The organism is Bacillus sp. GS3m_15504, from assembly GCF_055825275.1.
This window is the reverse complement of the sequence record NZ_JBVVNL010000001.1, coordinates 3433585-3448002: the sequence shown is the minus strand read 5'-3', so window position 1 is coordinate 3448002 and position 14418 is coordinate 3433585. Positions and strand designations below refer to the sequence as shown.

17 protein-coding genes and 1 pseudogene are annotated in these 14418 nt (G+C 34.7%); 13 read left to right on the top strand and 5 right to left on the bottom strand.

The window, feature by feature from the left end:
* Positions 1-230: 230 nt before the first annotated feature.
* From AC0L0O_RS18135 to AC0L0O_RS18095, 9 genes and pseudogenes are all read left to right on the top strand, one after another.
* Entirely contained in the window at positions 231-992 is a 762-nt protein-coding gene (locus tag AC0L0O_RS18135; protein ID WP_000995585.1) for a group I intron GIY-YIG endonuclease, read from the top strand.
* Between the two features lie 97 nt (positions 993-1089).
* Positions 1090-2409 (top strand): annotated as a pseudogene (locus AC0L0O_RS18130) (ribonucleoside-diphosphate reductase subunit alpha); the annotation flags it as partial.
* 93 nt (positions 2410-2502) lie between these two features.
* Positions 2503-3471, top strand: coding sequence for a class 1b ribonucleoside-diphosphate reductase subunit beta (gene nrdF, locus AC0L0O_RS18125; protein ID WP_001203038.1), 969 nt, complete (start codon positions 2503-2505; stop codon positions 3469-3471).
* Positions 3472-3687: 216 nt separating this feature from the next.
* Complete coding sequence (locus AC0L0O_RS18120; RefSeq protein WP_000687513.1) at positions 3688-4068, top strand: GntR family transcriptional regulator; 381 nt, start codon at positions 3688-3690, stop codon at positions 4066-4068.
* The gene (locus AC0L0O_RS18115) at positions 4065-4763 is read left to right on the top strand and encodes an ABC transporter ATP-binding protein (protein ID WP_001984419.1); all 699 of its coding nucleotides are present in this window, start codon (positions 4065-4067) and stop codon (positions 4761-4763) included. The genes AC0L0O_RS18120 and AC0L0O_RS18115 overlap by 4 nt, the downstream gene beginning before the upstream one ends.
* A complete protein-coding gene (locus tag AC0L0O_RS18110) occupies positions 4760-5542 on the top strand; it encodes a hypothetical protein (RefSeq protein ID WP_000838772.1) in 783 nt (260 codons plus the stop codon). The genes AC0L0O_RS18115 and AC0L0O_RS18110 overlap by 4 nt, the downstream gene beginning before the upstream one ends.
* A gap of 14 nt (positions 5543-5556) precedes the next feature.
* Positions 5557-6459, top strand: a complete 903-nt coding sequence (locus AC0L0O_RS18105) for an ABC transporter ATP-binding protein (protein WP_000528804.1) — start codon at positions 5557-5559, stop codon at positions 6457-6459.
* The gene (locus AC0L0O_RS18100) at positions 6459-7235 is read left to right on the top strand and encodes an ABC transporter permease (RefSeq protein WP_000475450.1); all 777 of its coding nucleotides are present in this window, start codon (positions 6459-6461) and stop codon (positions 7233-7235) included. The genes AC0L0O_RS18105 and AC0L0O_RS18100 overlap by 1 nt, the downstream gene beginning before the upstream one ends.
* A gap of 202 nt (positions 7236-7437) precedes the next feature.
* Positions 7438-8451, top strand: a complete 1014-nt coding sequence (locus AC0L0O_RS18095; RefSeq protein WP_001984426.1) for a CPBP family intramembrane glutamic endopeptidase — start codon at positions 7438-7440, stop codon at positions 8449-8451.
* 30 nt (positions 8452-8481) lie between these two features.
* Here the strand turns inward: AC0L0O_RS18095 and AC0L0O_RS18090 are convergent, their stop codons facing one another.
* Entirely contained in the window at positions 8482-8664 is a 183-nt protein-coding gene (locus AC0L0O_RS18090) for a DUF3913 family protein (protein WP_000707107.1), read from the bottom strand.
* Positions 8665-8764: 100 nt separating this feature from the next.
* Positions 8765-9217, bottom strand: coding sequence for an Lrp/AsnC family transcriptional regulator (locus tag AC0L0O_RS18085; protein ID WP_001175495.1), 453 nt, complete (start codon positions 9215-9217; stop codon positions 8765-8767).
* A 63-nt stretch (positions 9218-9280) separates the two neighbouring features.
* Between AC0L0O_RS18085 and AC0L0O_RS18080 the strand changes: the two genes are divergently transcribed.
* From AC0L0O_RS18080 to AC0L0O_RS18070, 3 genes are all read left to right on the top strand, one after another.
* A complete protein-coding gene (locus tag AC0L0O_RS18080) occupies positions 9281-9772 on the top strand; it encodes a carboxymuconolactone decarboxylase family protein (protein ID WP_131371083.1) in 492 nt (163 codons plus the stop codon).
* Positions 9765-10319, top strand: a complete 555-nt coding sequence (locus tag AC0L0O_RS18075) for a cysteine hydrolase family protein (RefSeq protein WP_001984410.1) — start codon at positions 9765-9767, stop codon at positions 10317-10319. Before AC0L0O_RS18080 ends, AC0L0O_RS18075 begins: the two co-directional genes overlap by 8 nt.
* Before the next feature lie 86 nt (positions 10320-10405).
* Entirely contained in the window at positions 10406-10804 is a 399-nt protein-coding gene (locus tag AC0L0O_RS18070) for an SseB family protein (RefSeq protein ID WP_000435202.1), read from the top strand.
* A 27-nt stretch (positions 10805-10831) separates the two neighbouring features.
* Here the strand turns inward: AC0L0O_RS18070 and AC0L0O_RS18065 are convergent, their stop codons facing one another.
* Positions 10832-11752 carry a S66 peptidase family protein gene (locus AC0L0O_RS18065; protein WP_001984485.1) on the bottom strand — a complete coding sequence of 307 codons (921 nt, stop codon included), beginning with the start codon at positions 11750-11752 and terminating at the stop codon, positions 10832-10834.
* 115 nt (positions 11753-11867) lie between these two features.
* Between AC0L0O_RS18065 and AC0L0O_RS18060 the strand changes: the two genes are divergently transcribed.
* A complete protein-coding gene (locus AC0L0O_RS18060) occupies positions 11868-12962 on the top strand; it encodes an NAD(P)H-dependent flavin oxidoreductase (RefSeq protein WP_038357190.1) in 1095 nt (364 codons plus the stop codon).
* Between the two features lie 17 nt (positions 12963-12979).
* Here AC0L0O_RS18060 and dltD read toward each other — a convergent pair whose 3' ends face one another.
* A complete protein-coding gene (gene dltD, locus AC0L0O_RS18055; RefSeq protein WP_001984435.1) occupies positions 12980-14155 on the bottom strand; it encodes a D-alanyl-lipoteichoic acid biosynthesis protein DltD in 1176 nt (391 codons plus the stop codon).
* Positions 14152-14391, bottom strand: coding sequence for a D-alanine--poly(phosphoribitol) ligase subunit DltC (gene dltC, locus AC0L0O_RS18050; protein WP_000807310.1), 240 nt, complete (start codon positions 14389-14391; stop codon positions 14152-14154). The genes dltD and dltC overlap by 4 nt, the downstream gene beginning before the upstream one ends.
* Positions 14392-14418: the final 27 nt, after the last annotated feature.

The following is a 14418-nucleotide window of genomic DNA, read 5'->3' as shown; positions in this document are numbered from 1 at the left end:
CTCTACACAGTAATGTGTATGAGAAAACCTTGTGAACCTAACCAATAGGGTGTCGCATTAGCGGCTAACGGTATCAGTTGAATAAGGGGTAAAAGAAAAAGAACCCGCGAAGAAGCTGACTAAGAGAGCCTACGGTCCATGCAAGTGGATAGCAGGTAATACCGTGCCAAGCTTGAAAGAAATATTACTTGGGTGAAGTGGAATCTTATATTCACCGGAGGCGAGATTCCATGAACTGTGGAATTTATTTGATAATTAATAAGGAAAACAGGAAGTTTTATATTGGTAGTTCTAATAATTTTAAAGTGCGATTTAAAACTCATAGAAATCAATTGAATGCTAATCAGCATCATAGTAAACATTTACAAGCAGCCTGGAATTTATATGGTGAGAATAAATTTGAGTTTAAAGGGATAATTGAATTACCAAATGATAAGGACATTCTTCATAAGATAGAGCAAAGTTTATTAAGTCAATATTATGGGAAACAGTATTGCTACAATGGACATCCTATCGCTAGAGGTGGGGCGCTGAGTGGGGAAAAGAACCATATGTATGGGAAAACCCACTCAAAGGAAGTAAAAAAATTTCTTTCTGAAATTAATACTGGGCCTAATAATTATTGGTATGATAAACCTCAACATCTGGAGAATATGAGATCTAAGATTACTAAACGATTTCATGGTAGAAAACATACTGATGAAACAAAAGAAAAAATGTCTAGATCTCGTAAAGGTAAAAAGCATACAAAAGAAACATGTATGAAGATAAGTAAAGCTCAAAAAAATCAATATAATTCAGGTAGAGAAAAACAAAAAAAGCCAATTGTTATAAATGACATTTACTATGAGTCTTTAGCAGAAGCCGGACGAGCGTTTAATGTACCTGCTAATACGATAAAATATAGAGTACTATCCAATAACTTTCCTAATTATCAATACTTTCAAGAAGGTGTAGAGACTATCGAACGCGCGTCATTAGACGAAAGCTAGTAGAGTAGGCTGGAAATAGGTACCAGTCGAAGTGCAAGGCAACCAGTTACAGGTTGATGATATAGTCCAACCTTCATAGAAATATGAAGACGAGTTGACCAAAAAAATAAATGCCGATGAGAAGAGCCGTATTCAGTCTCTATCAATCGGAATTATCGTTCCAAGTAAGTTCTTTGAGCTTGCTGAGAAAAACGAACCTTTCCATGTTTTCGCGCCTTATACTGTATATAAAGAATACGGAAAGCATTTAGATGACATTGATATCGATGAAATGTACGATGAATTAATGAGCAATCCAAAAGTGAAGAAGAAGCCGCTAGATATTAGTGCGCGTGATATGCTTATTAAAATTGCTATGATTCAGCTTGAGTCTGGTTATCCGTACTTAATGTTTAAATCAAATGCAAATAACCAACATCCATTGAAGGACATTGGAACTGTGAAGATGTCCAACTTGTGTACAGAAATCTTCCAGCTACAAGAAACTTCTGAAATTAACGATTACGGTACAGATGACATTATTCGTCGTGATATTAACTGTAACTTAGGATCGTTAAATATCGTAAATGTAATGGAAAATAAAGAAATTCGTGAAGCAGTTCATGCGGGAATGGAAGCTTTAACAGCTGTTTCTGATATGACGATCATTCCGAATGCACCAACTGTGAAAAAAGCAAATGATGAGCTTCATTCAGTTGGGCTTGGCGCAATGAACTTACACGGATATTTAGCAAAAAATAAAATCGCTTATGAAAGTGAAGAAGCGAAAGAGTTCGCTCGTACATTCTTTATGATGTTAAATTACTACTCTATTGAGAAAAGTATGGAAATCGCTAAAGAAAAAGGCGAAACATTTAAAGACTTCGATAAATCTGATTATGCGAATGGGACATACTTTGAAAAGTATGAAACGACAGATTACAGCCCAGTAACTGAAAAAGTTCAGCAATTATTTGAAGGAATTCATATTCCAACAAAAGAAGATTGGACAAGTTTAAAAGAGCAAGTGCAGAAGAATGGTTTATACAACTCATATCGTCTTGCTATCGCTCCGACACAATCAATCAGTTACGTTCAAAATGCAACTTCAAGCGTAATGCCTATCGTAAGTCAAATCGAATCAAGAACGTATGCGAATGCGACAACATATTATCCAATGCCGTATTTATCAAAAGATACGTTCTGGTACTATAAATCTTCTTACGATATGAATCAGTTTAAATTAATTGATTTAATCGCAGAAATTCAAGAACATATTGACCAAGGAATTAGTACAATTCTTTACGTTAATAGTGATATTTCAACACGTGAATTAGCACGTTACTACATCTATGCACATAAAAAAGGCTTAAAGAGTCTGTATTATACGAGAACACGTAAATTAAGCGTGGAAGAGTGTGTGGCTTGTACTGTTTAATATAAAAAGTGAGACATGATGAGCAGGGTTTTCTGAACCCTGCTCATGCTCAGTTATGAATTTTTCATGTTTATTTAGAGAAGGGGCGATTGAATGCGTGCGGTAAACTGGAACAAAAAAGAAGATGATTTTAGTTTAATGTTTTGGAAGCAAAACATCGCTCAGTTTTGGACAGAAGAAGAAATCGCGGTGTCTTCTGACAAAAATACTTGGGTGCAATTATCAAAAGAAGAGCAAATTGCTTATAAGCGTGTATTAGGTGGTTTAACACTTTTAGATACGAAACAAGGCGGCGAAGGGATGCCACTTGTACTTGTTCATCTTGAAAATTTACAAGCAAAAAGCGTATTAGCTTTCATGGGTGCTATGGAAGAAGTACATGCGAAGAGTTATAGTCATATTTTCACAACGTTAGCTACTGAAGAAGAAATCGATGAGATTTTTGACTGGGTAGATACTCATCCGTTACTTGAGAAAAAGGCTGGTATTATTACAAGTTACTATCGTCGTTTATTAAAACCTGAAGTGACGAAAAAAGAGTTATACATGGCAATGGTAGCAAGTGTGTTCTTAGAAAGTTACTTATTCTATAGTGGATTCTTCTATCCACTTTACTTAGCTGGTCAAGGAAAACTTACGGCGAGTGGTGAGATTATTAACTTAATAATTCGTGATGAGTCAATTCACGGCGTATTCGTCGGTATTTTAGCACAACAAATCTTCGCGGAACTTTCTGCAGAAGATCAACAAGAAGTGCAAAAAGAAACGCAAGAGTTATTAATGGAACTATATGAAATCGAAATGGCATACACAGAAGAAATTTACACTTCTATCGGTCTTGTAGAAGATGTAAATCGCTTCGTTCGTTACAATGCGAATAAAGGACTTATGAACTTAGGACTTGAGCCGAAGTTTGAAGAAGAAGAAATTAACCCAATCGTTTTAAATGGTTTACGTACAGATACGAAAAACCATGATTTCTTCTCTGTAAAAGGAAATGGTTACGTAAAAGCAACGAACGTTGAAAAGTTATCTGATGATGACTTCGTGTTTAATTTTTAATATATGATCATAAAGAAAAGCTGTCTTATTCATTGATAAGACAGCTTTTCTTTATGATTTTGTTTACATAACACTATTATTTTCATATAACGATTTCTGTTTGAAAGATTCTATCCAGCTAACGGATAGAATCTTTTTGTAAGTAAATGGGTATTTACAATCCTTTTGTATCGGTGTATTATTTAACTAGTACACCGATACAAAAGGAGGGAAGAAATGAAAATAGAGTTTTCTCCAAATACACCAATTTACATTCAGGTAATGGAATACATAAAAAAAGAAATCGTAACAGGACATTTATTGCCTGGTGATAAAATTCCTTCTGTACGTGAATTAGCGAGTGAATTACAAGTAAATCCAAATACGATTCAGCGTACATTTCAAGAGCTAGAACGAGATGGAGTTGTTGTAACGCGTAGAGGAATGGGACGATATGTAACGAATGAAGGGGAGAAAATTATGGAGCTGCGAAAAGAGATGGCGAAAGAATTACTTCACTCTTTTATAGATGGAATGGACAATTTAGGTTTTTCAGAAGAAGAAATTCTTACAATTCTGCGTTCTTCATTACATGAGAAAAGGGAGGAGAGCGAATGACAGAGTTATTAAAAATAGAAAACTTATGGAAGAGGTACGGATTGAAAGCTGTGATCCGTGAATTAAACATAGAGATTACTGAAGGGAAAATTATAGGGCTTGTTGGAGATAACGGGAGCGGGAAAACAACGTTATTGAAAATGATTGCAGGCTTACAGCATCCTTCTGAAGGTAGCATTACAATCGTTGGTAAAAAGGTAGGATTAGAAACGAAAGAAATTGTTTCTTTTATGTCTGATAAGTCAGTATTTGATGAGTGGATGACTGTAAAAGATTCTTTATTTTTCTACCGAGACTTTTATAAGGACTTTGATATTCAAAAAGCGGTAGATACGATAGTAGAATTTAAAATACCACTGGAAGAGAGAATTACAGCATTATCAAAAGGGATGGTTGAAAAGCTTCAAATCATTTTAACTTTTTCTCGGAGGGCGAAATTATATGTACTAGATGAGCCGCTTGGCGGGATTGATCTTGTTTCTAGAGAACATGTATTAGATTTAATATTACAATTTTATAGAGAAGATTGTACAATGTTAATTTCAACCCATCTAATAAATGAAATCGAAAATATTTTTGATGAAGTGATCTTTTTAAAAGATGGAGAAATTGTACTATATGAGAATGTAGAAGACCTCCGTTTTCAGAGAGGAAAAGCAGTTCATGAATTGTTTAAGGAGGTGTTTAGTAAGTGAAGTCGTTACTTTCTTATTTATGGAATGTGAATAAGAAAAAATATATTGTTACTTTTTTAATTTTTGTGTTACTTGAAGCGATTTTATTTTCACAAATGATTGTAAAAAAGAATGAGACAGCTGTTGTGAAACAAGAAGCGATATTCGGATTTATTATTATGATCTTCATGTTTTATGTGTTGTATATGTTTTTACAAACGATGAAGTCATGTTCACGTTTACTAACAAATCCATTGTTACGGGTTGCAGCGATATCTGGGAAACAGTATGTTTTTTCTATCCTTATCTTCTTTTTTATCGTAATGGCTATATGGTATGGCATATGTGGAATTCTTTTCTATGTAGGTTATGTATTAGCATTTCCTACGACGTATGTATATATAGATGCACAAGAAATTATGCAAGCAGGTATAGTAAAGAATTTAATATATACAATGAGTGATTTGTTTGAATTTTTATTTGCGGTGTTACAAATTTTCTTAGTAGTTACTCTAGTTAAATTGCTTACTAAGAAGAAAAAGATACAAAAAATATTAATTGTTATTATTTCTCTAATTGTAAGTATAGCGATTACTTTAGTGACAACATTGCTAGGGAAATTAGCCCCAGCTTTCCAAGGATTGCGAAGAGAAGAATATCGTAGTGAAAGTAAAGGTCTGTTTATTGATATGTTTCAAGAAAATGGATTAAACATTTTTAATATAAGTTTTATGGTAATTGTTAGTGCTCTAATCGTATATGTAATTGCTTATATAATCGATAAAAAACTAGAAGTTTAAAGGAGGAATCGACATTGGGAAACGTAGTAGTAAAGTTAGAGAATGTTCGAAAAAAGATTGGTGGAACGGAAATTATTCGCGGTTTATCATTTGAAGTTCGTGAAGGGGAAGTATACGGGTTCCTTGGACCAAACGGTAGCGGTAAGACAACGACGATCCGTATGATGACAGGTCTTATTTCAATGACAGAGGGCGATATTACAATTTGCGGTCATAGTATTCGCACGGAGCGTGAAAAGGCGCTAGAGCAAATTGGAGCGATTGTAGAAAATCCTGAACTATATGATTATATGACAGGAATGCAAAACTTAAATCATTTTGCGAACATGGCAATTACACCAATTAGTAAAGAGCGCATTGCTGAAATTGTAAAACTGGTTGAATTAGAGCATGCGATTCATAAAAAGGTGAAAACATATTCACTTGGTATGAAACAACGTTTAGGAATTGCACAGGCATTACTTCATCAGCCGAAAATTTTAATTTTAGATGAACCGACAAATGGATTAGATCCAGCTGGTATTCGTCAAATTCGTGATTATTTACAACGTTTAGCGAAAGAAGAGAATATTGCTGTAATCGTATCAAGTCACTTATTAAGTGAAATTGAACTCATGTGTGATCGCGTCGTTATTATTAAGCAAGGTGAGTTTGTACAAGAGTACAACTTACATGAACAAGCAAAACATGATGAGACAGTAGTTGTAGCGTTTGAAGTAGATCAAGTACAGAAAGCAAATGAAATCATTAAAGGGAAGGCACAAAGAAATGTCATTGTAGTATCTGTAACGAAAGAAGAAATTCCACAACTTGTAAAGAAACTTGTGAATGACGATGTGCTTGTATACGGAGTTACTGTTCAAAATAAAACGTTAGAGGATGAGTTCTTAGCGATTACAGGGGGAGTGAAAGCGTAATGTTTAAATTAATTCAAAATGAATTTTTAAAGCTGCATGCGAAAAAAGGAATGTATATTTTAATTGGTGTTATTGCAGTATTGGAGATTTTGGGAGTTTTAGTGATGTTGAAATGGGGAGAAGGAACTGAATTTAAAGGATCATATTTAGATTTTGCAAGTTCAGATATTGGTTTAATTACTTTGTTTACAACGATATTTGGAATTACAATTGCTTCTCGTATGATTACGGATGAGTTTCAAAAAGGTACAATTAAGCAGTTATTAATCCGTCCAAGAAAACGAATGACAGTTTTATTCTCTAAATATATTACAGTGTTACTTACTATAGTATTTATCATATTTGCTAGCACGTTAATTGCTATGATTATTGGCGGAATTGTAATGGATGGTAGTAAAACAGAATTAACGGTAGGAATCGTAATGAAATCTATTTTATACCAAGTACTTTCACCGTTCTTCTTTGCGACGCTTGCATTTTTCTTAGCAAATGTATTTAGAAAATCTGTATTGCCATTAATTATTACATTGTTCTTCTTTTTCCTACAACAGCCAATTAAGATGATGCTTATGATGCTTGCAAAAGGCTCCGCAAAATTTGTTGTGTTGTTCCATTTAAATTTAAATGTTTACGATGGCAATAAATTAATTAATCGTGGTGCAGAACCACCATTCACAGAATTTACGTTTACAACTTCATTATTACTTGTGATTACGTATATTGTTGTATTACTTATAGCATCAAGTGCATTATTCCAAAAACGTGACGTATTATAATAAAAGAAATCCCCGCTTGTAAAAACGGGGATTTTTATTACATAACTTGCTCAGGTAGTGCAACTTGAAGAGCAGTAATATAGTATTTTAAGAGATATGTTGTTTGAAAGTAATTGAGAAAAATAGGAAGAGTTTCAACTATATTCATATTATAATGTAGTTATCCGACCATTTACTTTTACTATCTTTGGAGGTGTTCTATATGCATTATGCATTTTCACGTATAAGGCTACGTAGCTTTTTTGGATGGATGATTATAGGGTTGTTCCTTACGATGATCCCATTAAGTCTATCAAATGTTTCTGAGAATACGATGGAGGTTATTTCACAAATAACTGTGTTTTTTGTATTTCCATTATTTTGGTTATACGTAAAAACCAATAAAAATAATGTTGTATTTAATAGTTTTTTTGATAAGCCAGGACGTTTACCGTGGGGATTAATTGTATTAGCAACGATAATGGGAATGATTTTTTCAGTCGGTATATCTCATATTCAATTTTACATATTAGCACATACGTTACCGAATTTCTTAGTTACTATGTTAGAAGACGGAAATGTTATTAATACGAGTAACATATATATGACGATATTTACTTTCGTTTCAGCATGTGTATTAGCACCAATTATGGAAGAGGTTATTTTTAGAGGCTTCTTTTTACAGCGAATGGCTTATAAATGGGGGATTAAAAAAGCTGTCATTATATCTTCCGTTATTTTTGGCTTAGGACATTTTGATGTTATTGGTGCGTTCATGTTTGGTGTTGTTATGTGTCTTTTATACATAAAGACACAAAATATATGGACGAATATCGCTGTACACGCTCTAAATAATTTCATTGCAACAAGTATGCAATTTGTTGGCGGAGAAGAGAGTAGCGCAATTTCAATTCCTGAATTACAAGCACAAAGTAATTTATGGATCGGTATCGTTCTTACAGTTGTTGGATTACTTTGGTTAATTCCTTACGTCTGGAAACAATGGCGCACAGTAAAAGAAGTGGGTGTGCCACCAGTGCGCTTTATAAATGAGGAAAAAGTAGTGAGTGCATCACAAGGAAATGAAGTGTATAGTCAAGTGATTGTAACAGATAGATTGATGGCTGTAGAACTACCAGATGAGGCTGTAAATAAGCTCCGGTTAGAAGAAAATGACTATGTAACAGTATCTGTAGAAGAAGATAAAATCGTTATAAAGAAAGCGCATGATAGATAATTAAAAAAGTAGCTCCTTAGGAGCTACTTTTTAATTTGTAATAATTTCCACACGGAAATTATTGCCGTTCTTTACATATTTAATATCTGTAACAGTGCGGACTGTTTTTAAAATCTCAACTTTTTCACCAATTCGAGGGATAGTCGGAACATTGTCCCAAATGCCAAGCAAGTCATCTAATTGCGCCGTTTTTTCATAAAACCAGATTTTCAATGTAAAGCCCCTTTCTCGAACTTTATGTATTTTAATACATAATATATTATTTTTATTCTTATTGTAAGGGGTTTTTATATATTTTATGAATAAAAATTAATTAATCTTCTGGAAAGATATGTTCGATATCAGGAGTAAGAGATATTTCTGATAATACGATATGAGAAACAGTCGTCGCGTATGAAGAAACATCATTAATAAATTCTTCAAGTTCAACAAGTGAAGGAACAGAGATTTTTACAATGTAGCATAAACTCCCTGTTACTCGGTAACAAAAACTTGCAGATGGATAGGACTGAATAAACTGTTGCATACGTGTTGTATCACCATTTTTTAAAGTGATTTCTAAAATACAATCTAAAACAAGTCCTGCTTTTTTATAATCGATATCGATTGTGTATTTTTGGATCACGCCTTCACTTTCGAGTTTACGAACACGTTCTGCAGTAGACGGAGCAGATAAGTTTACTCGTTTCGCCAATTCACGCATAGAAAGGCGACTATCATTATATAATTCATTTAAAATTTTTCGATCAACACGGTCTAGTTGCATTTGTAAATATACCTCCAGTAAAATGATAATTTTTGTAAAGGAAAAATATAAATTAAGATTCATATGAAATGTAAAGAGAACTTTATTTATTTTACAATAAAACTGAAGGGAATAGGAGGAGAAATAATGGAGAGAATTTCATTATCAAATGTAGGAGATACAAAGTTTCAAAAGTTATTAGGTCATAATCCGGAAATATTACATTCGTGGAGTACATTAGAAAATACACTGTACAATAAAGGAACTCTTTCAGCAGAGTTAAAGGAACAAGTGAGAAGAACATTAGCGTACGGGAATGAATGCCCGTACTGTATGGCAAAAGGAAGGCCTGATGATATGCAAAAGGTAGAAGAAATTGGTGTAGCAGTAACTTTTGCGCATACATGTATTCATGACAAAAAGGCGATAGATGATACTATGTTTCATGTATTGAAACAATATTGGACGGAAAAAGAAATTGTAGAGCTTTGCGCTTATATTTGTTTTATTACTGCGTCACAACAACTTGGTTTTCTATTTCAATTACAGCCGAAAGAAGGAGAAAATGATGAATAATCAAATAGCACTTATTATAATTGATGTACAAAAGGCGTTTCAATTACCATACTGGGGTGAGAGAAATAATCTTTTGGCTGAAGAAAACATGAGAATGTTATTAGAAGAATGGAGAAAAAGGAAACGACCAGTTTTTCATATTCAACATGTAAATAAAGAAAATGATCAGTCGATGTTTTGGGAAGGAGCAGAAACGGTTAACTTTAAAGAAGAGTTGCAACCACTACCAGGTGAAGTGGTTATTCAGAAAACCGTTAACAGCGCGTTCATTGGAACAAATTTAGAAGAGCAATTAAGAGAAAACAAATGTAATGCAGTAGTGATTGTAGGATTAACGACAAATCACTGTGTGGAGACTACGACACGAATGGCAGGTAATTTAGGATTTACAACGTACGTAGTGCGTGATGCGACGGCTACTTTTAATCGTAAAGGTCTAGATGGTAAAGAGTATAGTGCAGAAGATATTCACAATATGACACTTGTAAATTTACATGAAGAGTTTGCTACGATTGTGACGACAAAAGAAGCATTAAAATTATTTTAAGAAAATAATTGCGAATTATGTAGAAAAAAATAAGAATATTTCGTATAATTTAAGTACAATCATTTTGAAAATAGGGGTGGCATCATATGGAGCAAATTCCGGTAAAGAGAATAGAAGAAGTACTTGTTGTAGCAGGGGATGACAAACAAAAGCAAAAGGAATTTTATGAATTGCTCTTATCTACTGAGTTTTATGTTGCTGGCTCACTAGAAGCAGAGGAAGGGGCAACAGAAGGGATACTTCGTTTGCGTCATTTCCAAGGAGATGGTAGATGGATCGTTCCGTTCTTTACACAAATGGAATTTGTAAAAGATGTGTTGCCAGAAGGAACGCCCCTTATTACGATACGTGGGAAAGAATTATTTGGTAGCATTGAGAAAGATGCCACAGCCGTATTAAATGTCGGTACTGATATAAGTAAAACATTTATTCCCGAAGAAATTGCAGATATCGCATCTGGACGAATTTTTAACTATTATAAATAAAAGGAAAAGCGTAATCGCTTTTCCTTTTTAATTTGAACACGGGGTGGCTACGCCAGAAGAAATAGAGAGTGTTTTATTATGTGTACTTATTGTAGCTGTAGCTCCAAGAGGAATTCCAATGTTTGGGCTTATATGTCCAATCGGTAAACCGAATAGGACAGGTATATGATACGGTGCGAAATATTCATATAGTATCGTTTGCAATGATTGAGATGGTTTAGAAGGAGTACAGTCGTGACAGCTTGTAAAAATAACACCACTGCATTCATTGAACTTTCCAGATAAGAGTAGTTGATTTAACATACGATCAACGCGATACGGTTCTTCCCCAATGTCTTCAAGTAATAAAAGTTTATTGGCTGTATGTACCTCGTAGTGTGAGCCAATTATGCTCGTTAGCACTGCTAAATTCCCTCCAACTAATTGACCTGTAATTGTACGGGAAGAGCTAGGTACGATACATTCTGACGCAGATAAAATGGTTGAATACGGATGAAATAGTTGGTTGAAAGAAGATAAAGAAAGAGAATCTATACCTTTCCCTAATTCTTCAACCATTGGGCCATGAAAAGTAATAAGCTTTGCATAACGTGAAAAGGCAGTATGTAAAGCTGTAATATCGCTATATCCCCAAAAGATTTTTGGATTTTGCCGAATGATTTCATATTGAATGTGAGGGAGGAGACGAGCGCTACCGTAACCACCTCGTGCACAGAAAACGGCCTTTACTTCATGATTTGAAAATGCTTCATGTATATCATCAAGCCGGACTTGATCCCTTCCAGCTAAATATCCATATTTCTCATAAACACTCTTCCCGATTACTACAGATAAACCTATTTCTTGTAATGCCTTTACACCTTTTAATACATTTTCAATTGTTGGTGGGCCGGACGGTGCAATAATCATTACTGTATCACCTTGTTGTAATGCATTTGGATATATCATTGTTTTCAGCCTCCTTCTCTTTCAATATATTCGCTTGAGAGGGAGTTCAACCCTTGTAAAAGAAGGGAAAAGCTTGTCAAATAAAGAAGATATAAGGGGAATAGGAGGGAAAATGATGTTTACAAGTCGAGTTATAGATACATTACAAATTAAGTATCCCATTATTCAAGCAGGTATGGCGGGTGCGATTACGACGCCAAAACTTGTTGCAGCTGTAAGTAATAGCGGAGGATTAGGTACTCTTGGAGCAGGCTATATGAGCCCAGAACAAATTCGTGAAGCAATTTATACAATAAGGGAGCTAACAGATAAGCCCTTCGGTGTTAATTTACTTTTAACGAAAGAGGTACAGATAGAAGAAGAGAAGATAAACTTGGCAAAGGGATTACTTAGCGGAGTGAATAGAGAATTCGGTATAGAGGAAGAAGAGCAGTTAAAGCTTCCAAAAAGTTATAAAGAACAATTACAAGTGTTATTAGAAGAAAAAGTACCAGTCGTTAGCTTTGCGTTTCAAACGTTAGAAAAAGAAGAGATAAATGATTTGAAAAGAAGTGGAATAAAAGTCATCGGCACAGCTACTCATGTGGCAGAGGCGAAAGTGCTTGCTGAATTAGGAGTAGACATTATTGTCGGTCAAGGTAGCGAGGCAGGAGGGCATAGAGGAACGTTTATCGGGAAAGAACAGGACGCTATGATTGGTATGTTTGCATTAATTCCGCAGCTAGTAGCAGCAGTTCCGCATATCCCGATTGTTGCAGCAGGTGGTGTAATGAACGGACAAGGGCTTGTTGCTGCATTTACACTGGGGGCAGAAGCTGTTCAAATGGGATCAGCCTTTTTAACGAGTGAAGAAAGTATTACGCATGATGTGTATAAAGAAGCAGTTTTACATAGTACAGATACGAGCACAACTGTAACTCGGGCGTTTTCCGGGAAATATGCACGCGGTATTCGTAATGAATTTATAGAAAAGCATGAAGGGAAAGAAGAAGGGCTTCCGATGTATCCGGTGCAAAATGTATTAACTTCTAAAATACGCCAAGAAGCAGCAAAACAAAATAATGGAGAATATATGTCGCTTTGGGCGGGACAAGCGTCGTCATTAGCACGAATAGAATCAGCTCAGCATGTAGTGGAGCGAGTTATGGAAGAAGCAAATAACGTAATCGAACAATTACAGAATGTATATAGAAAAAGACCACTTGAATAATTCAAGCGGTCTTTTCATTAGTTTGCTTTATAAAATTGTTGGATGGCCTCATCGATATAAACCCAGCCTTTCCAACCTAAGTGCATATGATCTTTTAAGAAGTATTTATCATACTCATGATTTGAGAAGTCGGCAATTGGATAGCCAGCTTTCTCAATTTGCTCATGAACTTTCTTATAGTACAATTCGCGTCGTTCTTTCGGGAAGCCAGCGTAATCGTACCAAGGCCCTTTTACAGGAACAGAAATGAAGAGTGGTTTTGCACCAGATTGTTTTAATAGATCAAGTACAATTTGTAAATCTTCATATTCTGGCGACTGATCATAAGCATCATTTTTTAAGTAGCCTTCACGTTGCTTTAATTTCTTTTTAATTTTGCTATTAAAGTAACCATCTTCGATACCATATTCGTTCGATCCAGATTCTGCTGCACCTGTTTGATCTGCATGTTTACGAGCTTCATCCCAGTTCATTTGTTTTAATGAAGGATCAAGTTTTTCTTTATGCGGTTTAATATTAAACATTGCTGTAAATAAATCTTTACGATCTAAAACGTTACGGTAAATATAAGCGAAAGGTTTAGCAGCAAGTGCTTTTACTTTATACTTCGTATCATCGTAGGCGATACCTTCAAGCGAAATTTTTAATAAAGTTTCTTTCTTAACGATTTCAAAGTTTAATAAACGTTTTGCAATTTGCTTTTTCATTTCAGGTTTTACATCATCGTTGAAAATGAAGTGGTAACCTTGTTGTTTTGAAAAGTTAGGTGCAAAGTGCGTTTCATCAATACCTTGTGGTACAAACCATTGCGGAGAAAGAACGAATACCATTTTCTTATCTTTCAATTGATCCATTGTAGATGCAAAATTTAACACATGTACAAGGTCTTGTGTTCCACCGCGTCCAAGTAGGAATGGTGTGAATCCTTCAGGTTTTACTTTGAAATAATTCGATGGATGGAAAGCATCCATACGTGCGAATTCCGATGAACCGTACATCGGAAGGTATTTCGGGTCTGCTAACATCTTTTGCTGTAAAATCATACTTTGAATCTTTTCTTCTTTTAAAGAAGTTGCAGCTTGTTCTACTTTCTCGTCACTTAAAAGCGGGAGTAGAAAGCGCGTCGGAATAAGTAGGAATACAGCAAAAAGGGCCAATGCTAAAAGCATCGGACCAAATTTTGCTTTGTTCATCGGATTTCTTCCAACTTCTTAATAACCATGTTTGGAGTAGCCCACTCGTCACGATCAAAATCAGAAATAGAAACTTCAATATCTAAACGCTCTTGGAATTCAACTAATAAAGATACTACAGCGAAAGAATCAAGAATACCTTCTTCAAATAATTGAACATCTAAGTTTTCTTTTACAATATCGTTTTCACATACTTCTTCTAAAATATCTAATACTTGCTCTTTAAATTCTGCCATTTTTAAAATCTCCTTTATATCCGAAAT